At 70.3% G+C, this 20,587-nt stretch carries 17 protein-coding genes and 2 pseudogenes; 6 read left to right on the top strand and 13 right to left on the bottom strand.

Annotation, left to right across the window (positions count from 1 at the left end):
- Entirely contained in the window at positions 1-1,029 is a 1,029-nt protein-coding gene (yhjD, locus tag G6N48_RS14580; protein WP_085270904.1) for an inner membrane protein YhjD, read from the top strand.
- Here yhjD and nagA read toward each other — a convergent pair.
- The 4 genes from nagA to G6N48_RS14560 all read right to left on the bottom strand — a co-directional run bounded on the left by nagA (position 1,026) and on the right by G6N48_RS14560 (position 6,186).
- Positions 1,026-2,144, bottom strand: coding sequence for an N-acetylglucosamine-6-phosphate deacetylase (gene nagA, locus G6N48_RS14575; protein ID WP_085270903.1), 1,119 nt, complete (start codon positions 2,142-2,144; stop codon positions 1,026-1,028). The genes yhjD and nagA overlap by 4 nt on opposite strands.
- The gene (locus tag G6N48_RS14570; RefSeq protein WP_085270902.1) at positions 2,135-3,493 is read right to left on the bottom strand and encodes a sugar porter family MFS transporter; all 1,359 of its coding nucleotides are present in this window, start codon (positions 3,491-3,493) and stop codon (positions 2,135-2,137) included. Before G6N48_RS14570 ends, nagA begins: the two co-directional genes overlap by 10 nt.
- Positions 3,490-4,719, bottom strand: a complete 1,230-nt coding sequence (locus G6N48_RS14565; protein ID WP_085270901.1) for a D-alanyl-D-alanine carboxypeptidase family protein — start codon at positions 4,717-4,719, stop codon at positions 3,490-3,492. Before G6N48_RS14565 ends, G6N48_RS14570 begins: the two co-directional genes overlap by 4 nt.
- A gap of 123 nt (positions 4,720-4,842) precedes the next feature.
- Positions 4,843-6,186 carry an aspartate aminotransferase family protein gene (locus tag G6N48_RS14560; protein WP_085270900.1) on the bottom strand — a complete coding sequence of 448 codons (1,344 nt, stop codon included), beginning with the start codon at positions 6,184-6,186 and terminating at the stop codon, positions 4,843-4,845.
- A 111-nt stretch (positions 6,187-6,297) separates the two neighbouring features.
- Between G6N48_RS14560 and G6N48_RS14555 the strand changes: the two genes are divergently transcribed.
- The gene (locus tag G6N48_RS14555) at positions 6,298-7,200 is read left to right on the top strand and encodes a sigma-70 family RNA polymerase sigma factor (RefSeq protein ID WP_085270899.1); all 903 of its coding nucleotides are present in this window, start codon (positions 6,298-6,300) and stop codon (positions 7,198-7,200) included.
- On the opposite strand, the pseudogene G6N48_RS28280 reads toward G6N48_RS14555, so the two are convergent.
- From G6N48_RS28280 to G6N48_RS14540, 5 genes and pseudogenes are all read right to left on the bottom strand, one after another.
- A pseudogene (locus G6N48_RS28280) lies at positions 7,172-7,816 on the bottom strand (carboxymuconolactone decarboxylase family protein); the annotation flags it as partial. The gene G6N48_RS14555 and the pseudogene G6N48_RS28280 sit on opposite strands and share 29 nt — an antisense overlap.
- A gap of 7 nt (positions 7,817-7,823) precedes the next feature.
- Positions 7,824-8,021 carry a hypothetical protein gene (locus G6N48_RS28955; RefSeq protein WP_408632585.1) on the bottom strand — a complete coding sequence of 66 codons (198 nt, stop codon included), beginning with the start codon at positions 8,019-8,021 and terminating at the stop codon, positions 7,824-7,826.
- 86 nt (positions 8,022-8,107) lie between these two features.
- A pseudogene (locus G6N48_RS14550) lies at positions 8,108-10,477 on the bottom strand (WD40 domain-containing protein); the annotation flags it as partial.
- Positions 10,478-10,493: 16 nt separating this feature from the next.
- Positions 10,494-13,040: a WD40 repeat domain-containing protein gene (locus G6N48_RS14545; protein WP_332107557.1), complete on the bottom strand. Its 2,547-nt coding sequence runs from the start codon at positions 13,038-13,040 to the stop codon at positions 10,494-10,496.
- Positions 12,974-13,306, bottom strand: a complete 333-nt coding sequence (locus G6N48_RS14540; protein ID WP_163670842.1) for a hypothetical protein — start codon at positions 13,304-13,306, stop codon at positions 12,974-12,976. Before G6N48_RS14540 ends, G6N48_RS14545 begins: the two co-directional genes overlap by 67 nt.
- A 462-nt stretch (positions 13,307-13,768) precedes the next feature.
- Between G6N48_RS14540 and G6N48_RS14535 the strand changes: the two genes are divergently transcribed.
- On the top strand, positions 13,769-14,083 hold the full coding sequence (locus G6N48_RS14535) for a hypothetical protein (protein ID WP_163670840.1): 315 nt from the start codon (positions 13,769-13,771) through the stop codon (positions 14,081-14,083).
- 55 nt (positions 14,084-14,138) lie between these two features.
- Here G6N48_RS14535 and G6N48_RS14530 read toward each other — a convergent pair whose 3' ends face one another.
- The 4 genes from G6N48_RS14530 to sdhC are packed head-to-tail and all read right to left on the bottom strand — an operon-like array spanning position 14,139 to position 17,538.
- Complete coding sequence (locus G6N48_RS14530) at positions 14,139-14,957, bottom strand: succinate dehydrogenase iron-sulfur subunit (protein ID WP_085270609.1); 819 nt, start codon at positions 14,955-14,957, stop codon at positions 14,139-14,141.
- Complete coding sequence (gene sdhA, locus G6N48_RS14525; RefSeq protein ID WP_085270610.1) at positions 14,957-16,729, bottom strand: succinate dehydrogenase flavoprotein subunit; 1,773 nt, start codon at positions 16,727-16,729, stop codon at positions 14,957-14,959. The genes G6N48_RS14530 and sdhA overlap by 1 nt, the downstream gene beginning before the upstream one ends.
- 3 nt (positions 16,730-16,732) lie before the next feature.
- Positions 16,733-17,203 (bottom strand): succinate dehydrogenase hydrophobic membrane anchor subunit, encoded by a 471-nt coding sequence (locus G6N48_RS14520; RefSeq protein ID WP_085270611.1) that lies wholly within the window; start codon positions 17,201-17,203, stop codon positions 16,733-16,735.
- Positions 17,200-17,538 carry a succinate dehydrogenase, cytochrome b556 subunit gene (gene sdhC, locus G6N48_RS14515; protein ID WP_232066792.1) on the bottom strand — a complete coding sequence of 113 codons (339 nt, stop codon included), beginning with the start codon at positions 17,536-17,538 and terminating at the stop codon, positions 17,200-17,202. Before sdhC ends, G6N48_RS14520 begins: the two co-directional genes overlap by 4 nt.
- Positions 17,539-17,818: 280 nt before the next feature.
- Here sdhC and G6N48_RS14510 point away from each other — a divergent pair, with 280 nt between their 5' ends.
- The 3 genes from G6N48_RS14510 to G6N48_RS14500 are packed head-to-tail and all read left to right on the top strand — an operon-like array spanning position 17,819 to position 20,573.
- Positions 17,819-18,214, top strand: coding sequence for a cytidine deaminase (locus tag G6N48_RS14510; RefSeq protein WP_085270613.1), 396 nt, complete (start codon positions 17,819-17,821; stop codon positions 18,212-18,214).
- Positions 18,211-19,494, top strand: a complete 1,284-nt coding sequence (locus G6N48_RS14505; RefSeq protein ID WP_085270614.1) for a thymidine phosphorylase — start codon at positions 18,211-18,213, stop codon at positions 19,492-19,494. The genes G6N48_RS14510 and G6N48_RS14505 overlap by 4 nt, the downstream gene beginning before the upstream one ends.
- Positions 19,491-20,573: an adenosine deaminase gene (locus G6N48_RS14500; protein ID WP_085270615.1), complete on the top strand. Its 1,083-nt coding sequence runs from the start codon at positions 19,491-19,493 to the stop codon at positions 20,571-20,573. Before G6N48_RS14505 ends, G6N48_RS14500 begins: the two co-directional genes overlap by 4 nt.
- Positions 20,574-20,587: the final 14 nt, after the last annotated feature.

Below are 20,587 nucleotides of genomic sequence, written 5' to 3'. Positions count from 1 at the left end.
ATGAGCGATCCGGCCAAGCCGGGGATCCTGGATCGGCTGCGAGCGCGGTACGGATGGTTCGGCCACCTCATGCGCGCCTACGAGCGCTTCGACAAGCGCAACGGCGGGTTCTTCGCCGCCGGGCTCACCTACTACACGATCTTCGCGTTGTTTCCGCTGCTGATGGTCGGCTTCGCGGTGGTCGGGTTCACGCTGGCGCGACGGCCCCAGCTGCTCAACACGATTGACGACCACATCCGCTCCCAGGTCACCGGGGCGCTGGGCGACCAGCTGCTGGACCTGATCAACTCGGCGATCGACGCGCGGGCGTCGATCGGTGTCATCGGCCTGGCCACCGCGGTCTGGGCCGGCCTGGGTTGGATCTCCCATCTGCGCCAGGCCCTCACGGAGATGTGGTGGGAGCACCGGATCTCCTCGCCGGGCTTCCTGCGCAACAAGTTATCCGATCTGTTGGCGATGCTGGGCACCTTCGCGGTGACCCTCGGCACCGTCGTCATCACCACACTCGGCCATGCCGCGCCGATGGGCGCGATGCTGAAATGGCTTGGCATACCTGAGTTCACGGTGTTCGACTGGCTGTTCCTGCTCTTCTCGATCGCCCTCTCGGTGCTGGTGTCGTGGTTGCTGTTCACCTGGATGATCGCGCGGCTGCCGCGCGAGAAGGTGAGCCTGGTCGAGTCGGCGCGCGCGGGTTTCGTCGCGGCGGCGGGCTTCGAGCTGTTCAAGCAGGTGGGGTCGATCTACCTCAAGGTCGTGCTGCGCAGCCCGGCGGGCGCGACGTTCGGGCCGGTGCTGGGCCTGATGGTGTTCGCCTACATCACCGCGTATCTCGTGTTGTTCTGCACCGCGTGGGCCGCGACGGCGTCCGACGATCCGCGCGACCGCCACGTATATCCGCCCGCGCCCGCGATCATCGCCCCGCGGGTGCAGCTCGACGAGGGCCTCAGCACTCGTCAGGCGCTGACCGCGATGGGCCTGGGAGCCGTTGGTGCGCTGGCTTTTTCGCGGCTGACCCGTTGGCTGCGCTAGGCGTCGCGCCACCGCCCTTGCCGCATCACGTCGACGACGCGCAGGCCGTCGTCGAGCACGACGAGGTCGGCGTCGTGGCCGGGCCGCAGGCCGCCGACCCCCGGCAGCCCCAGCGCGCGCGCCGGGGTGGCGGCGGTCATCTGCACCGCGGCGGGCAGTCCGGCGAGGCCCGCGACCGCCCGGAACAGCTGGTCCATGGTGGCGGTGCTGCCCGCGATGGTCGACGTGCCCTGCACGCGTGCGACATTGGCGACGACCTCGACCGTCACCTCGCCGAGCCGAAACGTCCCGTCGCCGCGCCCGGCCGCGGCCATGGCGTCGGTGACCAGCGCGACCCGGTCGGCGCCCGCCGCGTGGATCACGGCCCGGATCACGTCCGGATGCAGGTGCACGCCGTCGGCGATCAGCTCGACGGTCACCTGCGGGGCCGCCAACAGCGCCAGCGCCGGGCCGGGCTCGCGGTGATGCAGCGGCCGCATCGCGTTGAACAGATGGGTCCCGACCGTGGCCCCCGCGGCGATCGCCAGTTCGGTCTGCTCGTATGTTGCATTCGTATGACCAACGGCCACAGCGACTCCGGCGTCGCAGAACCGCCGGATCGCCGCCTGCGCGCCGGGCAGCTCGGGCGCCAGCGTGACCATTCGGATCGTGCCGCCGCCGGCCGCCAGCACGGCGTCGATCTCCGCGGGGTCCGGATCGCGCATCCGGTCGGGGTCGTGCGCCCCGCAGCGCGCGCGGCTCAGCCACGGCCCCTCCAGGTGGACCCCCGCGATGACGCCCTGCCGGGTGGCCGCGGCCAGGACGCGCACACCGGCGATCAGCTCGGCGGGGGAGGCGGTGACCAAACTGGCCAGCGTCGTCGTCGTGCCGTACCGCAGGTGAAATGCCGCGGCGTCGGCGACGCCGCCGGCGTCGGTGTAGGAGGCGCCGCCGCCGCCGTGTACGTGCATGTCGACAAACCCCGGCACCACAGTGCAATCGGGGAACGCACGGTCTGCCGGGCGCGGCGGTGGGCCGGACCCGCAGGCGCTGATCCGGCCGCCGGAGATCTCCAGCCAGGCCGGCCGGCGGACCTGCCCGTCGAGGACCATGGCGCCGGCACGGATCAGTCGCACCCGGCCTCCCAGCGCCCGCCGTTCTCCCAGAAGTGCCGGATGTCCTCGAGCTGGCGGCCCTTGGTTTCCGGCGCATACCGGTGGACGACGACCAGCGCGATCACGGCGAACGCCGCGAAGACCGCGAACGTCCCTGCGCCGCCCAGGGAATGCAGCATGGTCAAGAAGACGGCGGCGACGATCGCGTTGCCCACCAGGTTCGAGGTGAGCATCGTGGCCGACCCGAGGGAACGCAGCCGGGTCGGGAAGCTCTCACTGGCATACACCCAACCCAGCGAGCCGAATCCCAGGGTGTAGCCGACGATGAACAGCAGGATGCCGGCGAAGCCGGCGACCGCGCCGCCGAATCCCCTGGCGTCGTTGCCGAACACGGCGATCAGCACGACGTCGGCGGCGATCATCATGGCGATGCCCGACAACAGGATCGGGCGGCGCCCCACCCGGTCGACGAGCAACACCGAGGTGCCCACGGCCGCCAAGCCGGCGACCTGAATCAGCGCCGGAAGCCCCAGCAGCGCGAAATTGCCGGTGAAGCCCATCGCCTCGAAGATCCGGGGGCAGTAGTAGATGATCGCGTTGATGCCGGTGATCTGGATGAGGAAGCCGAGCGTGACCACGAACAGGGTGGCTCGCGAATACGGGCGGCGCACCATCTCGGACGGTCCGCCGGCACCTTCGCTCAGGGCCCGGCCGATCTCGTCGAGCTCCCCGTCGACGTTCGCGGCGGGCTCCACGCGCAGCAGCGCGGCGCGGGCGTCGGCGGGCCGGCCCTTCATCAGATACCACCGGGCCGTGTCGGGCAGGCGAATGAGCAAGGGCATCAACAGGATCGCGGGCGCCACGGCCAGCCCGAGCATCCATCTCCAGCCGTGTGCGCCCGCCAGCAGGTAACCGGTCAGGTAGCCCAGGATGAGGCCGCTGACGATCGCCAGTTGGTAGGCCGTCAGCAGCGAGCCGCGCACGGCCGCCGGCGCCGACTCCGCCACGTACACCGGGACCACCACCACCGACACCCCGATGGCCACGCCCAGCAGGAGGCGCGCCACCAGCAGCATCGGCAGCGACACGGAGAACGCGGCCAGCAGCGCGAACGCCGCGTACGCGGCGAGGACCGCCACCACCGAGGCCTTGCGCCCGACCCTGTTGGCGAGGGTGCCGGCGCCCAGCGCGCCGGCGATCTGGCCGACCACCGCCATGGTCGTCAACAGCTCTTGTTGCCGCGTCGTGAGGCCGAAATCCTCGGTGACGAACAGCTGCGCCCCGGCGATGATGGACAGGTCGTAGCCGTAGATGACACCGACGCTCGCGGCGGTGAGGGCGGGCCGCAGGCTTCGCGGTCGGGCGCTCAACGATGCTGCGGTCGGCGGTTCATGGTGCGCGCGGCCATGATCAATCCAAACACGATGATCGTGCCGATGACACCCACGCCGACGCGGACCGGCACCGCGTCCGCCGACGGGACGAGGGCGCCGGCCTGGGCGGCGCCCTGCTGGTCGCCCGCGGCGTCGTGCTTGGCGGGCAGCAGGGAGGGGTCGGGCTCGATGAGCGAGCCGACCTGGGTGCCCTGCGGGGTGCCGAAGCCGTAGTCGAGCAGGTGCGCGGCCTGTTCCCACGGGGCGATCGGCTGCCGCGTCCCGTGCAGCAGCACCGCCATCAAGCGCCGCCCGTTGCGGTTGGCCGCGCCCACGAACGTCTGCCCGGCGTCGTCGGTGTAGCCGGTCTTGCCGCCGAGCGCGCCCGGGTAGTTGTAGAGCAGCTTGTTGTCGTTCTCCAGCTCGTAGCCGGGGTGGTCGCCGTGGCCGGGGAAGTCGAAGGTCTTGGTCGCCACGATGTCGGCGAAAGTCGGGTTCTGCCACGCATAGCGGTAGAACAGGCCGATGTCGTAGGCCGACGTGCTCATGCCGGGCCCGTCCAGGCCCGACGGCGTGGCCACGCGGGTGTCCTTGCCGCCGAGCTTGGCGGCCAGCACGTTGATCTTCTCCACGGCGGTCTGCATGCCGCCGAGCTGCATGGCCAGCGCGTGCGCCGCGTCGTTGCCGGAGTGCATCAGCAGCCCGTGCAGCAGTTGGTTGACCGTGAACGTCCCGCCCTCGTTGACGCCGACCTTGGTACCTTCGGCGGCCGCGTCGTCGGCGGTGCCGGGGACGGACTTGTTGAGGTTCAGCGAGTTGAGGGAGGCCATCGCGACGAGCACCTTGATGATGCTGGCCGGGCGGTGCCGGCCGTGCGGATCCTTCGCGGCGACCACCGCCCCGCTGTCCAGGTCGGCCACCAGCCAGGCGTCGGCCGAGACGTCGGTCGGCAGCGGCGGCGTGCCGGGCGCGGCGACGATCCCGCAACTGCCCAGCGCATCCCCGCCGACGGGCTTGGGCGGCACCGGGAGCGGGATCGGCGGGTCACCGGCCTGGGGCGCCTCCGACGAGTCCACTGCGGGCGGGGTGTTCACCCGGTACGGGCACGAGGGCGCGGCTTCGGGGCCCGGTTCGGCGCTCGCGGCGGGGACGCCGAGGGCCGCCGGGGCGGCCATCAACACAACGGCCGCGGCCAGGCATGACGCGGAGCGTAAGACGGTCATCGTCTGTGCACAGTAAGCGATCGGGGCCGCGATCCCCGGGAGCCGCGCTGTGACTGCTGGGGCGGATGTTACTCAGTGCCGGGGCCCCTCACGTCCCGGCGGGTGACGGCGCGCCCCGGCAGTTCAGAGCCGTTCGGACTCCTCGGCCAGCACGGCGCGCAGGATCGATTCGATCGCGTCGAACTCGTCCTGCCCGCTGATCAGCGGCGGCGCCAGCTGGATGACCGAATCTCCGCGATCGTCGGTGCGGCAGTACAGACCCGCCTCGAATAGCCCCGCGTTGACCCGGGCGAGCAGCTGTCGTCGCTCCTCGTCGGAGAAGGTCTGCCTGGTCGCCTGGTCCTTGACCAGTTCGACGCCGTAGAAGTACCCCTCGCCGCGCACGTCGCCGACGATCGGCAGGTCGTAGAGCTTCTCCAGGGTGGCGCGCAACGCCGGCGCCCGGGCCTTGACGCGGTCGTTGAGCCCCTCGCGCTCGAAGATGTCGAGGTTGGCCAGCCCGACCGCGGCCGACACCGGGTGGCCGCCGAAGGTGTAGCCGTGCGGAAACGTCGTGACGCCGTCGTCGAACGGCTCGAACAGCTTCTCGGTGGCGATCATCGCGCCCAGCGGCGAGTAGCCGGACGTCAAACCCTTTGCGCAGGTGATCATGTCGGGCACGTAGCCGAAGTCGGCACAGGCGAACATCGACCCGATCCGGCCGAACGCGCAGATCACCTCGTCGGAGACCAGCAGCACGTCGTATTCGTCGCAGATCTCGCGCACGCGTTCGAAATAGCCTGGGGGAGGCGGGATGCTGCCGCCCGCGTTCTGTACCGGTTCCAGGAACACCGCGGCCACGGTCTCGGGCCCCTCGAACTCGATCGCCTCGGCGATCCGGTCGGCGGCCCACTGCCCGAAGGCTTTCGGGTCGGTGCGCTCACCGGTTCTGAACGGCTCGGGCGCGCGGTAGAAGTTCGTGTTGGGCACGCGGAAGCCGCCGGGCGTCACCGGCTCGAACGGCGCCTTGAATCGCGGCAACCCGGTGATCGCCAGGGCGCCCTGGGTGGTGCCGTGGTAGGCGACCGACCGCGAAATGACCTTGTGCTTGCCGGGTTTGCCGGTGAGCTTGAAGTACTGCTTGGCCAACTTCCACGCGGTCTCGACCGCCTCGGTGCCGCCAGAGGTGAAGAACACCCGGCTCAGCTCGCCGGGGGCGTAATGCGCGAGACGCTCGGCCAGCTCGATCGCCGGCGGGGTCGCGTACCCCCACAGCGGGAAGAACGCCAGCGTGCCCGCCTGCCGGGCGGCGACCTCGGCGAGCTCCGCGCGGCCGTGCCCGACCTGGACGGTGAACAGCCCGGACAGCCCGTCGAGGTAGCTCTTGCCGCGGTCGTCGTAGATCGTCACCCCCTCGCCGCGGACGATGACCGGCGGCGTGCAGTCCGGGCCGTGCCGCGAGAAGTGCAGCCAGAGGTGGTTGGTCATCGCCGCGAGCGTAACGCGGCCCGTCGGCGAACGTAGCGCCACCGTCACACTGCGCGCCGAGCGTGCCGATGGTTTCACACTCGCCGGTTGGCGCCGGGCTACGCTCGGCGTATGACCTCCACCCAGCAGGTCGCCCAATTCGAAGCCCTGCGACCGCATCTCATGGCGGTCGCCTACCGGCTCACCGGAACGGTGGCCGATGCCGAAGACATCGTCCAGGAGGCCTGGCTGCGCTGGGACGCCCAGGACCAACCGATTGCCGACCTGCAGGCCTGGTTGACCACCGTGGTGAGCCGGCTCGGGCTGGACAAGCTGCGCTCGGCCGCGCGTCGCCGCGAGACCTACACCGGCAACTGGCTGCCCGAGCCGGTGGTGACCGGCTTCGACCGCTCGGATCCGCTGGCGGCCGTGGTGGCCGCCGAGGACGCCAGGTTCGCGGCGATGGTGGTGCTGGAGCGGCTCTCGCCCGATCAGCGCGTGGCGTTCGTCCTGCACGACGGGTTCGCCGTGCCGTTCGCCGAGGTGGCCCGCGTGCTCGCGACCACCGAGACCGCCGCGCGGCAGCTGGCCTCGCGGGCCCGCAAGGCGGTCGCGGCGTCGCCGCCGCCCAAACCCGACCCGGCGCACGACGAGGTGGTCGGGCGGCTGATGGCCGCCATGGCCGCCGGCGACGTCGACGCCGTGGTGGCGCTGCTGCATCCGGACGTGACCTTCATCGGCGATTCGAACGGCAAGGCGCCCACCGCCGTTCATGCCATCCGCGGTCCGGACAAGGTGGCCCGGTTCATGTTCGGCCTGGCCCGCCGGTACGGGCCCGCGTTCGTCACGTCGAACCAGTTGGCGCTGGTCAACGGCGAACTGGGCGCCTACACGGCGGGAAGCCCCGGCGGCGACGGCCACCGCGGGATGCAGCCGCGCATCGTGGCGTTCGCCGTGCGTGACGGAAAGGTCTGCGCCGCCTGGGATATCGCCAATCCCGACAAGTTCAGCGGTTCTCCGCTGCGCTCGGCGTGATCCTTCCATCCCACGGAACCCGGCAGGCGTCACCAGAACTGAAGCCCTGCTCGGTGATGCCCAGCGCGGTGTTCATCCGCGCCCGCATGTTCTCCAGCCCGACGTGGTAGGTCAGCTCGATCACGCCGGCCTCCCCGAACCGGGCCCTCAGGTCGGCCACCTGCTCGTCGGTGACGGTGTGCGGGTCGGCGGTCACGGCGTCGGCGTAGGCGATGGCGGCGCGCTCGTCGTCGGTGAAAGCGGGCGACGTTGCATAGCGGTCGATTTCGGTGAGCCGGTCGATGTCCAGCCCGTCGAGGCGCTGCAGCATGGACCCGAAGTCGACGCACCACGAGCAGCCGACGGCGCGGGCCGTCCAGAACACCGCCAGCTCACGCACGCCGGCCGGCAGCGTCCGCGACGCCCGCTCGACCATCGTCTCGTGCACGGCGCCGGCGACCATCAGCCTGCGATGGTGCGCGGCGACGGTGAAGGGCTCCGGCACCTGGCCGTAGCGGCGCCGGGCGATCCGATAGATGGCGCGCGTCAGCAGTCCGGCGCGCGTCGGTGGCAGGGGCTCGATGCGGGTTGTCTGTGTCATACCGGTCAGACGAGATGGCATCCGGAAGTGTGACGCTCGAGAATCAGCCCGACGCGACGGGCAGTCCGGGACACAGGATTCGATAGTCGACGTCCGGCGACACCCAGTCGTGCCACTGTTGGGGGCCCACGTTGGCAGCGAGCTTGTCACACAACATCTTCGGTGTGGCCTGGGCGGGCCACAGCCGGATTGTCTGGTCCAGGCCGGCCGAGGCGAGGTGCTGCCCGTCGGGGCTGAACACCACGCGCCGCACCGAATCGGTGTGCCCGGTGAACGGGGCCGAAACGGGGCCGAAAGGGGCCGGCCGGTGTCGGCATCCCACAGCCGCACCGTTTGATCGTCGCCGCCGCTGGTCAACCGGTGACCGTCGGCGCTGAACATCACGCTCCACACACTCTTCGTGTGGCCGGTCAGCGTCATGAGCAGTTGGTGCGTCTCGGCGTCCCAGAGCTTGACCGTCTGGTCCGCACTCGCGCTGGCCACGCGGTGGCCGTCCGGGCTGTAGGCGACGCTGTTGACCTGTTCGGTGTCCGCCTTGAACCAGTGGCCGATCTGCCGGCGGGTGTCGAGGTTCCAGAACCGGATCGTCTGGTCTTGGTTGCCCGTCACCAGGCGATGACCGTCCGGGCTGAACGCGATGCTGAGCACGGTGGCGGGCCCCCGGGTGAGCGGAAAGCCGATGGGCTGGCCGGTATCCGGATTCCATAACCGCACCGTCGCGTCGGCGCCGCCGCTGGCCAAGGTGTGCCCGTCGGGGCTGAACGCCACGCTGGAGACCGGCCCCCGGTGCCCGATCAGGGGAGGCCCGAGCGGTTGACCGGTGTCCGCGTCCCACAGGCGCACCGTCTGGTCGGCGCCGGCGCTGGCCAGCCGATGCCCGTCGGGGCTGAAGGCGACACTCGTCACGGGGCCGACATGACCACGCAGGGGTTCGCCGATCGGCAGACGGGTGTCGGCGTCCCACAGGCGCACCGTCTGGTCCCAGCTGGCGCTGGCCAGCCTGTGCCCGTCCGGGCTGAACGCCACACCGAGCAACTTGTCGGTCTGGCCGATGAGAGGCTCGCTCAGGTCCCACAGGCGCGCGGTGTGGTCGGCGCTGCCGGTGAGCAGCCGGCGCCCGTCGGGGCTGAACGCGAGGGCGGCCACGTTGTCGGTGTGACCGGTCAGCGCCGCGGCGAGGGGCTGGCCGGTTGCGGTGTCCCAGATCTGTACGGTGCCGTCCACGTTGCCGACGGCCAGGCGGTGCCCGTCGGGGTCGAACGCAACGGCGATCGCCGAATGGCCGCCGATGGGCCCGCCGACCGGCTGGCCGGTGTCGGGGTCGCGCAGCTGCACGGCTCCGTCTTGCCCTGCGCTGGCGAGGCGGTGCCCGTCGGGGCTGAATGCCACACCGGTCACCGCGCCGGCGTGTCCGGACAGCGGCGCGTTGAGGGGCTGGCCGGTGCCGGCATCCCACATCTGCACCGTCCCGTCCAGGTTCCCGACCGCCAGCCGGCGCCCGTCGGGGTTGAACGCGACGCTGGTCGCCGAATGACCGAAGGCGCCGCCGATGACCTGTCCGGTGCCGGCGTCCCACACGCGCACGGCTCCGTCTTGTCCGGCACCGGCGAGCCGGTGCCGGTCGGGGCTGAAGGCGACGTTGGCCACGCTGCCGGTGTGGCCGGTCAGGGGGTTGCCGACGGGTTGTCCGGTGGCGGCGTCCCACGACAGCACGGTTCCGTCGTGGTCGACGCCGGTCAACCGGTCGCCGTCGGGGCTGAACGCCACGCCGGTGACGCCGCTGCGGACGTCGATGATTCGCAGTGTGGTGCTGCGCTGCGCGACCGTGTGCAGCAGCGTCGGCTCGTCGGGCGCGGCCAACGCCCGCGCCGCCAGCAGCTCCTCGAACATCCGGACGTCGCCGCCGGGGCGGGCGCCGGCCAGGATGGATTGGGCTTCGGCGTCGAGGCGTTGGGCGATGGCCTGGTTGCGTTGCTGGATGGCTTCGTGCTGTTTGTCGATGGCGATGAGGGCGGCGACGACGGCGGCGATGGTCAGTGTGACCAGGGCGGCGATCGCGCCGGCGCGCAGCCGGCGGAAGCGGCGCTGTTCGTGCAGATCGTCGCTGGCCAGTTGGTCTTTGGGTTTGCCGTGGATCGGGGCGGCCAGCGCGGTGATTTTCTCGCGCAGCAGTAGTGCGCGCGGGTCCCACGGCGCGTCGGGGCTGACGTCGATGAAAAACGGCTCCTCGGGCAATACCCCGGGCTCGGTGAGCACCGGCAGCGCCGCGTCGGAGGTCTGGGGGTCAAACCGCGCGTGCTCGCGGTCCCAGTGCAGCTGACCGCCGGCCAGCACCATCAGCAGCTGCCCACGTCCGCGCCGGGTCAGCCAGTAGCCGACTTCCTGGTTGACCCAGTGCGAGGCGGCGGCCTGGGGCGATAACAGGACCACCAGGAAGCGGGAGCGGTCCAGCGCGCCGGCGATGCCGCCCCACAAGTCGGGGCGCACGGTCAGGTCGGTGTCGTCGCGAAACACCCGCAGCGCGCGTAACTGGCCCAGCCGGCGCCCGATCTGGTGTAGTCCCTTCTGGATTCCGGAGGCCACCGGCCGGTCGCGGTGGGTGTAGGACAAGAACGCGTCGTATTCCAGCGTCGGCGGCGGGCCACCCGCCTGCCATCCCGGCGCCGGCGGTCCCCATGCCTGCGTGGTGTCTGACATCACGACCTCCGAAGCGTCAGGCGGGTGCGGCGGGCAGGCCCGGGCACAGGGTTCGGTAATTGATGTCGGGTCCCACCGAGTTGTCCCACTGTTGGTGGCTCATGTCGGTGACGAGCTTGTCGCACAACGCCTTTGGCGTGGTGTCATCGGGCCACAGCCGCAGCGTCTGGTCCCAGCTGGCGGAGACCAGGCGGTGGCCGTCGGGGCTGAATGCCACACTGGCGACCGTGTTCGTGTCCCCGGCGAACGGATCGGTGAGGGGTTGGCCCGTATCGGGATTCCACAGCCGCACCGTCTGGTCGTCGCCGGCGCTAGCCAGCCGGTGCCCGTCCGGACTGAACGCCACGCTCCGCACCGCGTTGGTATGCCCGGTCAGCGTGAGCACGGCCTGGCTCTTCTCGACATCCCACAGCCGCACGGTGTGGTCCATGCCGGCGCTGGCCAACCGGTGCCCGTCCGGGCTGAACGCCACCGCCGTAACTGCGTTGGTATGCCCCTTCAGCGGATCGCCGACTGATTGGCCGGTGTCGGCGTTCCACAGCCGCACGGTCTGGTCGGCGCCTGCGCTGGCCAGGCGGTGTCCGTCGGGGCTGAACGTGACGCTGGTCACGGCGGCGGTGTGGCCGGTCAGGGTTTGGAGTGGTTGGCCGGTGTCGGCGTTCCACAGCCGCACGGTCTGGTCGGCGCCTGCGCTGGCCAGGCGGTGTCCGTCGGGGCTGAACGCGACGCTGGTCACGGCGGCGGTGTGGCCGGTCAGGGTTTGGAGTGGTTGGCCGGTGTCGGCGTTCCACAGCCGCACGGTCTGGTCGGCGCCTGCGCTGGCGAGCCGATGCCCGTCGGGGCTGAAGACCACACTGAGCGCGCTGTCGGTGTGGCCGTTGAGGGGGGCGCCGAGGGGACGACCGGTATCCGCGTCCCACAACCGCAAGGAGTGGTCGGCGGCGGCGCTGGCCAGGCGGTGCCCGTCCGGGCTGAACGTCGCGCTGTTCACCCTGTCCGTGTGACCGGTGAGATAGGTGTCGAGGTCCCAGACGCGCAGGGTTTCGTCCCGGCTGACTGTCGCCAGCCGGCGGCCGTCCGGGCTGAATGCGAGGCCGTTCACCGAGTCGGTATGGCCGGTGAGTGGCGCGCCCAACGGTTGGCCGCTGTCGGGGTCCCAGAATCGGACGGTGGTGTCGCCGCTGGCGCTGGCCAGCCGGTGCCCGTCGCTGCTGAAGGCAACGCTGAACACACTGTCGGTGTGGCCGGTGAGTGGCGCGCCGAGGGGCCGGCCGGTGTCGGCGTCCCAGAGGCGCAAAGTCTTGTCCTGGCTGCCGCTGGCCAGGCGGTGCCCGTCCGAGCTGAAGGCCACGCTGAACACCCCGGCCGAGTGACCGGTGAGCGGCGGAACGAGGAGTTGGCCGGTGTCGGCGTTCCACAGCCGCACCGTTTGATCGTCGCCCGCGCTGGCGAGCCGGTGCCCGTCGGGGCTGAACGCCACGGCCTCGACGACGAAGGAGAGATCGAAGTGGTGTTCGTGTTCGACGCCGGGGTGCAGAACAAGTGGTGGCCCGAGGGGCTCGCCCGTGTCGGCGTTCCACAGCCGCACCGCGTCGTCCCAGCCCGAGCTGGCCAGCCGGTGCCCGTCGGGGCTGAACGCCACACTCTGGACGAATTCGGTATGCCCGGTGAGCGTCAGGAGCGGCTGGCCCGTGTCGGCGTTCCACAGCCGCACGGTCTTGTCCCAGCTCGCGCTGGCCAGCCGGTGCCCGTCGGGGCTGAAGGCCACGCTGGTCACGCTGCCGGTGTGGCCGGTCAGGGGGTTGCCGACGGGTTGTCCGGTGGCGGCGTCCCACAACCGCACCGCGTGATCCTTGCCTGCGGTCGCGACCCGGCGCCCGTCGGGGCTGAACGCCACCTTCGTCAATTCGCAGCCTGCGCCGGCGATCTTGTAGGTGGTGATCCGCTGGGCCGCCGCGTGCAGGAGGGCGGGGTCGTCGGGTGCGCCGGCGATATTGTGCGCGGCCAGCAATTCCTGGAACGCGAGCGCGTCGCCGCCGGGGCGGGCGCCGGCCAGGATGGATTGGGCTTCGGCGTCGAGGCGTTGGGCGATGGCCTGGTTGCGTTGCTGGATGGCTTCGTGCTGTTTGTCGATGGCGATGAGGGCGGCGACGACGGCGGCGATGGTCAGTGTGACCAGGGCGGCGATCGCGCCGGCGCGCAGCCGGCGGAAGCGGCGCTGTTCGTGCAGATCGTCGCTGGCCAGTTGGTCTTTGGGTTTGCCGTGGATCGGGGCGGCCAGCGCGGTGATTTTCTCGCGCAGCAGTGGTGCGCGCGGGTCCCACGGCGCGTCGGGGCTGACGTCGATGAAAAACGGCTCCTCGGGCAATACCCCGGGCTCGGTGAGCACCGGCAGCGCCGCGTCGGAGGTCTGGGGGTCAAACCGCGCGTGCTCGCGGTCCCAGTGCAGCTGACCGCCGGCCAGCACCATCAGCAGCTGCCCACGTCCGCGCCGGGTCAGCCAGTAGCCGACTTCCTGGTTGACCCAGTGCGAGGCGGCGGCCTGGGGCGATAACAGGACCACCAGGAAGCGGGAGCGGTCCAGCGCGCCGGCGATGCCGCCCACAAGTCGGGGCGCACGGTCAGGTCGGTGTCGTCGCGAAACACCCGCAGCGCGCGTAACTGGCCCAGCCGGCGCCCGATCTGGTGTAGTCCCTTCTGGATTCCGGAGGCCACCGGCCGGTCGCGGTGGGTGTAGGACAAGAACGCGTCGTATTCCAGCGTCGGCGGCGGGCCACCCGCCTGCCATCCCGGCGCCGGCGGTCCCCATGCCTGCGTGGTGTCTGACATCACGACCTCCGAAGCGTCAGGCGTCTTGCCACCCGGCTACCGACCGGACTTTGCCCACACCGCATCCGCCAGCCAAAGTCTGACACCTCCCGCCACGCCACGAAAGTTATCCGCCAACTTCGGGGCCGCGCGAGCAAAACGCGCCACCCTTTGCTCAATACGGCCGCGTGAGCTGTACTTGTCACTAAGCCCGCAGCCGGCGATTGCAGGAAGTCGACAGGTCGAGATGGCAGACTCCCACCCGGACCGTGCCACGGCACGGCAGATAGCCGCCCCGCTGCTGGCGGCTGTCCTGGTTCTCGTCGGGTCGATGGCGGCCTGTTCGACCCCGCACCGACCCCGCACCCGGGAAGCCACGCGTCGCCGCCGCCGGCGGCCACGGCTTCGACCGATGCGGCATGGGCCGCCGATGATGCGTGCGAGAACGTCGAGGCACAAGCGCGACTGGCCAGATACTCCGAGTTGGATTTCGACCAGCAGTTCAACACATTCAATACGGCCAGTCCTGCCTACGATGCCACGCGGTTGGCGTTTATCGCCGCGGAAAGTAATGCCGTGCAGCAGGTCTCGGACGCGCTGGGCAGCGACGTGCCCGATCCGCCCGTGGGTGCGATCCGTGCCTGGCTGGACGCGGCGCGCGCCTTGATCATGGTTCTGCAAAGCCAGTCGGACCTCGTCACGGTGTACAACGCCACCGAGCGGGTCCGTAACGTGTACAACGACGGCATAGCCGAAGTGTGTGGGCCGATCATCATGAAGCGAGACAACGGGCTTTGACGGCCGGGGCCGCGGCCCGAGCGTGACGCGGCCGTCACGCTCGGCGGGCAGTGCGTCAGCGCGTGAACATCAGGGCGCGCTTGACCTCTTGGATCGCCTTGGTGACCTGGATGCCGCGCGGGCAGGCTTCGGTGCAGTTGAACGTGGTGCGGCACCGCCACACGCCGTCGACCTCGTTGAGGATGTCGAGGCGCTCTGCTGCGGCCTCGTCGCGGCTGTCGAAGATGAAGCGGTGCGCGTTGACGATCGCCGCCGGGCCGAAGTAACTGCCCTCGTTCCAGAACACGGGGCAACTCGTGGTGCACGCCGCGCACAGGATGCACTTGGTCGTGTCGTCGTAGCGGGCCCGGTCGGTGGGGCTCTGAATGCGTTCGCGCGTGGGCGGATTGCCGCTGGTGACCAGGTAGGGCTTGATCGCGCGGTAGGAGTCGAAGAAGGGCTCCATGTCGACCACCAGGTCCTTCTCCACGGGCAGCCCGCGGATCGGTTCGACCGTGACGGTCAGCCCCCCCTTTTTGGTCTTGCGCCGGTCTGGTGGCAGCAGGTCGCGCATCAGCACCTTGCAGGCCAGCCGGTTGACGCCGTTGATGCGCATGGCATCGGAGCCGCACACCCCGTGGGCGCAGGACCGCCGGAAGGTGAGCGTCCCGTCCAGGTAGCCCTTGATGTAGATCAACAGGTTGAGCAGCCGGTCGCTGGGCAGGCACGGCACCCGGAAGCTCTGCCAGCCGCCGGTTTTGGCGAAGGCGTCCGGATCGTCGGGGTTGAACCGGGCGATCTTCACCGTCACCATCACCGCCCCCTCGGGGATGGGGGGCAGAGGGGGATCGGGCGCCCGTTCGACGTCCGTATCGACGCTGTCGCCTGCCGTCATCAGTACTTGCGCTCCTTGGGTTCGTAGCGGGTCTGCACGACGGGCTTGAAGTCCAGCGCGATGTCGCTCAGCAGCTCGGTGCCCTGCTTGTCGGCCCCAATTTGCTTGTAGGCCATGGTGTGTCGCATGTAATTCACGTCGTCGCGGTCCGGGTAGTCCTCGCGGGCATGCCCGCCGCGGGATTCCTTGCGGTTCAGCGCCCCGACCACGGTGACCTCGGCCAGCTCCAGCAGGAAGCCCAGCTCGATGGCTTCCAGCAGGTCGCTGTTGAAGCGCTTTCCCTTGTCGTGCACGGTGATCCGCGAGTACCGCTCCTTGAGGGCGTGGATGTCCGTCAACGCCTGCTTCAGCGTCTCCTCGGTGCGAAACACCGCGGCGTTGTTGTCCATCGTCTGCTGCAGGGCACCGCGGATGTCGGCGACGCGCTCGTTGCCGTGCTCGGAGAGGATGCCGCGCACCCAGCCCACCACCATCTGCTCCGGGTTCGGCGGCATGTCGACGAAGTCGTGGCCCCGCGCGTACGAAGCCGCGGCGATCCCGGCCCGGCGGCCGAAGACGTTGATGTCCAGCAGCGAGTTGGTGCCCAGCCGGTTGGCGCCGTGCACCGACACGCATGCGCATTCCCCGGCCGCGTAGAGCCCCGGCACGGTGGAGGTGTTGTCGGCCAGCACCTGTCCGGTCACCGTGGTCGGGATGCCGCCCATCACGTAGTGGCAGGTGGGGTAGACCGGGACCAGTTCGTGCACGGGGTCAACGCCCAGGTAGGTGCGGGCGAACTCGGTGATGTCGGGCAGCTTGGCCTCCAGCACGTCCGCGCCCAGGTGACGCACGTCGATGTAGACGTAGTCCTTGTGCGGTCCCGCGCCGCGTCCCTCGAGGACCTCGAGCACCATCGAGCGGGCGACGATGTCGCGTGGCGCCAGGTCGATGATCGTCGGGGCGTAACGCTCCATGAACCGCTCGCCCTCGCCGTTGAGCAGCCGGCCGCCCTCGCCGCGCACGGCCTCGGAGATCAGGATGCCCAGGCCGGCCAGCCCGGTCGGGTGGAACTGGTGGAACTCCATGTCCTCCAACGGAAGCCCCTTGCGGAAGACGATGCCGATTCCGTCACCGGTCAGGGTGTGCGCGTTGGAGGTGGTCTTGTACATGCGGCCCGAGCCGCCGGTCGCGATCACGACGGCCTTGGCGTGGAACACGTGGATCTCGCCGGTCGCCAGCTCGTAGGCGACCACCCCGGTGGCCACCGGCCCGCCCGGGGTCTGCGTGAGCACCAGGTCCAGCGCGTAGAACTCGTTGAAGAACTGCACGTCGTGCTTGACGCAGTTCTGATAGAGGGTCTGCAGGATCATGTGGCCGGTGCGGTCGGCGGCGTAGCACGCGCGGCGCACCGGGGCCTTGCCGTGGTCGCGGGTGTGCCCGCCGAAGCGGCGCTGGTCGATGCGGCCCTCGGGGGTCCGATTGAACGGCATCCCCATCTTCTCCAGGTCGAGCACCGCGTCGATGGCCTCGCGGCACATGATCTCGACGGCATCCTGGTCGGCGAGATAGTCGCCGCCCTTGACGGTGTCGAAGGTGTGCCATTCCCAGTTGTCGTCCTCGACGTTGGCCAGCGCGGCGCACATGCCCCCCTGGGCGGCGCCGGTGTGGCTGCGGGTGGGGTAGAGCTTGGTCAGCACCGCGGTGCGCACCCGGGGACCGGCCTCGACCGCCGCCCGCATGCCGGCGCCCCCGGCGCCGACGATCACCACGTCGTATCGGTGTTGGGCGATCATGGGTCAGCTCCCGATGTTCGGGTCGAAGGTCATGATCACGTAGGTGCCCAGCACCAGCGTGAACAGCACGGACAACAGCAGCAGCGAGTTCAGCCAGAACCGGGTGCTGTCCTTGCGGCTGTAGTCGTCGATGATGACGCGCAGGCCGTTGCCGCCGTGCAGTTCGGCCAGCCACAGCAACAGCAGGTCCCACATCTGCCAGAACGGCGAGGCCCAGCGCTGCGCGACGAAGTTGAAGTCGATGCGGTAGACGCCGTCGTCCCACATCAGCGTGATGAACATGTGCCCCAGCGCCAGCACCACCAGCGCGACGCCGGAGAACCGCATGAACAGCCAGGCGAACTTCTCGAAGTTCGGGATGCCGGCGCGCCGGCGCGGCGAGCGCGGGTTGTCCAGGCTGGCGGGGCGGTCGTGGCTGCGCTGCCGGACGGGCGCGACCTCGCCCTTCCCGAGCTGCAGGTCCGGGCTGTTCATCGGAAGTGCTCCAGAGCGTGAACGCCCAGCACCACGCCGGACGGGACGAGCAGCAGCAGGAAGACCACGCCGACGATCCACAACATCAGCCGCTGGTAGCGGGTGCCGTCGGCCCAGAAGTCGATGAGGATCACCCGGATCCCGTTCAGCGCGTGGAACAGCACGGCCGCGACCAGCCCGAACTCCATCAGCCCGACCACCGGGGTCTGATAGTCGTGGATGACCCCGTCGTAGGTCTGCGGGCTGACCCGCAGCATCGCGGTGCCCAGCACGTGCACGAACAGGAAGAAGAAGACCGTCGCGCCGCTGATGCGGTGCAGCACCCACGACCACATGCCGGGGTCGCCGCGGTACAGGGTTCGCGGTGGGCGCCGCCTGCGCGAGGCCGCCGAACCCGGGCCGGGTCCGGCCGAATCCGCGGTTTTCGCCTGCGTACTCACCTCTGCCCCTCACCGCCTCGAGTCACGGCTCGTCGAAGTCAACGCCGAGCAGTTCAGCCTAGCTCGCACAGGGTGCCGTTTGCTCCGAGCGGTCCGCACTGCGAAGTGCCACCTCGGGCTAGGGTTGCTGTCGTGATCAGGCCCATACGGCAGCGCGGCTTCCGGGGGGCTGCGCGTGCCTGATATCGATTGGAATATGTTGCGGGACAAGGCAAAAGGTGTGGCCGACCACGCCTACGCGCCTTATTCGGAATTCCGGGTGGGCGCGGCCGGGCTGGTCGACGACGGGCGGGTGGTCACCGGCTGCAATGTGGAGAACGTCTCATATGGCCTTGGTCTCTGCGCCGAGTGCGGCGTGGTGTGCGCCCTGTACGCGAGCGGGGGCGGCCGGCTGGTCGCGCTGGCGTGCGTCGACGGGCGCGGGGCGTTGCTGATGCCGTGCGGGCGGTGCCGTCAGGTGCTGCTCGAGCACGGCGGCACCGAACTGCTGATCGACCACCCGGCCGGGCCCCGCCGGCTGGGCGACCTGCTGCCCGACCCGTTCGGGCCCGATGATCTCGCGCGGGCATGACCGCGACCTTCGATGCGCCCACGGTGATCCGGACCAAGCGCGACGGCGGCCGGCTGTCCGACGCCGCCATCGACTGGGTGATCGCGGCCTACACCGAGGGCATCGTGGCCGAGGAGCAGATGGCGGCGCTGCTGATGGCGATCCTGTTGCGCGGCATGGATTCCGGCGAGACCGCCCGGTGGACCGCGGCGATGCTGGCGTCGGGCGAGCGGCTCGACTTCAGCGACCTGCCGCTGCCCACGGTCGACAAGCACTCCACCGGTGGGGTCGGGGACAAGATCACCCTCCCGCTGGTGCCCGTCGTCGCCGCGTGCGGCGCGGCGGTGCCGCAGGCATCCGGCCGTGGGCTCGGCCACACCGGCGGCACGCTGGACAAGCTGGAGGCGATCGCCGGGTTCACCGGCGCGATCTGTACGCGGCGGGTGCGCGAGCAACTCGCCGAGGTGGGGGCGGCCATCTTCGCCGCCGGCGAGCTGGCGCCGGCCGACGCCAAGCTGTACCGACTGCGCGACGTCACCGCCACCGTCGAGTCGGTGCCGCTGATCGCGAGCTCGGTGATGAGCAAGAAGCTGGCCGAGGGGGCCGGCGCGCTGGTGCTCGACGTGAAGGTCGGTGCCGGGGCGTTGACGGGCTCGGAGGCGCAGTCCCGCGAGCTGGCGCACACCATGGTCGAGCTGGGCGCCGCCCACGGCGTGCCCACCCACGCGTTCCTGACGGACATGAACCGCCCCCTGGGAGCAACCGCCGGCAACGCCCTCGAGGTGGCCGAGTCGCTCGACGTGCTGGCCGGCGGCGGACCGCCCGACGTGGTGGAGCTGACTCTGCGGCTGGCCGCCGAGATGCTGCGGCTCGCCGGAATCGACGGCCGCGACCCCGCCGAGGCCCTGCGCGACGGCTCCGCCATGGACCGATTCCGCCGCCTGATCGCCGCGCAGGGCGGCGATTTGTCTGTGCCGCTCCCGATCGGTCGGTGTTCGGAGACCGTGACCGCCGGCCGGGGCGGCACAATGGGCGATATCGACGCGATGGCAGTGGGGCTGGCGGCGTGGCGGCTGGGCGCGGGGCGATCCCGCCCGGGCGACGCGGTGCAATCCGGCGCGGGCATCAGGATCCACCGCCGCCCGGGTGAGCCCGTCGCGGCCGGCGAGGCGCTGTTCACCCTCTACACCGACACCCCGGAGCGCTTTGCCGCCGCGCTGGCAGAGCTCGACGGCGGCTGGAGCGTCGGCGACGCACCGCCCCCGCCGCGTCCGCTGATCATCGATCGGATCACCGCATGAAGCTGGACCTGTCTCAGATCAAGAAGGCGCCCAAGGCACTGCTGCACGACCATCTCGACGGCGGGCTGCGGCCGTCGACCGTGGTGGAGATCGCCGCCCAGGTCGGCTACGACGGGCTGCCCACCACCGACGTCGACGAACTGGCGAAGTGGTTCCGCACCCAGTCGCACAGCGGGTCGCTGGAGCGTTATCTGGAGCCGTTCTCCCACACCGTCGCGGTGATGCAGACACCCGAGTCGTTGCACCGTGTCGCCTACGAGTGCGTGGAGGACCTGGCCGCCGACTCGGTGGTGTACGCCGAGGTCCGGTTTGCGCCCGAGCTGCACATCGACCGCGGCCTGTCGTTCGACGAGATCGTCGACGCGGTGCTCGCGGGTTTCGCCGACGGCGAGAAGGCCGCCGCGGCCGCCGGCCGCCCCATCGTGGTGCGCCTCCTGGTCACCGCCATGCGGCACGCGGCGGTGTCCCGCGAGATCGCCGAGCTGGCGATCCGCTTCCGGGACAAAGGCGTTGTCGGGTTCGACATCGCCGGGGCCGAGGCGGGCAACCCACCGACACGTCACCTGGACGCCTTCGAGTACATGCGGGACCACAACGCGCGGTTCACCATTCACGCCGGTGAGGCCTTCGGCCTGCCGTCCATCCACGAGGCGATCGCGTTCTGCGGGGCCGACCGGCTGGGCCACGGGGTGCGCATCGTCGACGACATCGACGTGCTCGCTGACGGCGGGGTCCGCCTGGGCCGGCAGGCATCCATCCTGCGGGACAAGCGAATTCCGTTGGAGTTGTGCCCCAGCTCCAACGTGCAGACCGGCGCCGTCAAGAGCATCGCCGAGCACCCGTTCGACCTGCTTGCCCGCGCCCGGTTCCGGGTCACCGTCAACACCGACAACCGGCTGATGAGCGACACCACGATGAGTCTCGAGATGCACCGGCTGGTCCAGGCTTTCGGCTACGGGTGGAGCGATCTGGAGCGTTTCACCATCAACGCGATGAAGTCGGCGTTCATCCCGTTCGACGAGCGGCTGGCGATCATCGACGACGTGATCAAACCGCGGTACGCGGTGCTGATCGGCTGACGGGGCGTTCCGAC

It is taken from the genome of Mycobacterium parmense, assembly GCF_010730575.1.
Classification (GTDB): domain Bacteria; phylum Actinomycetota; class Actinomycetes; order Mycobacteriales; family Mycobacteriaceae; genus Mycobacterium; species Mycobacterium parmense.
The sequence above is the reverse complement of the archived record's forward strand: the minus strand, read 5'-3'. Positions and strand labels throughout refer to the sequence as shown.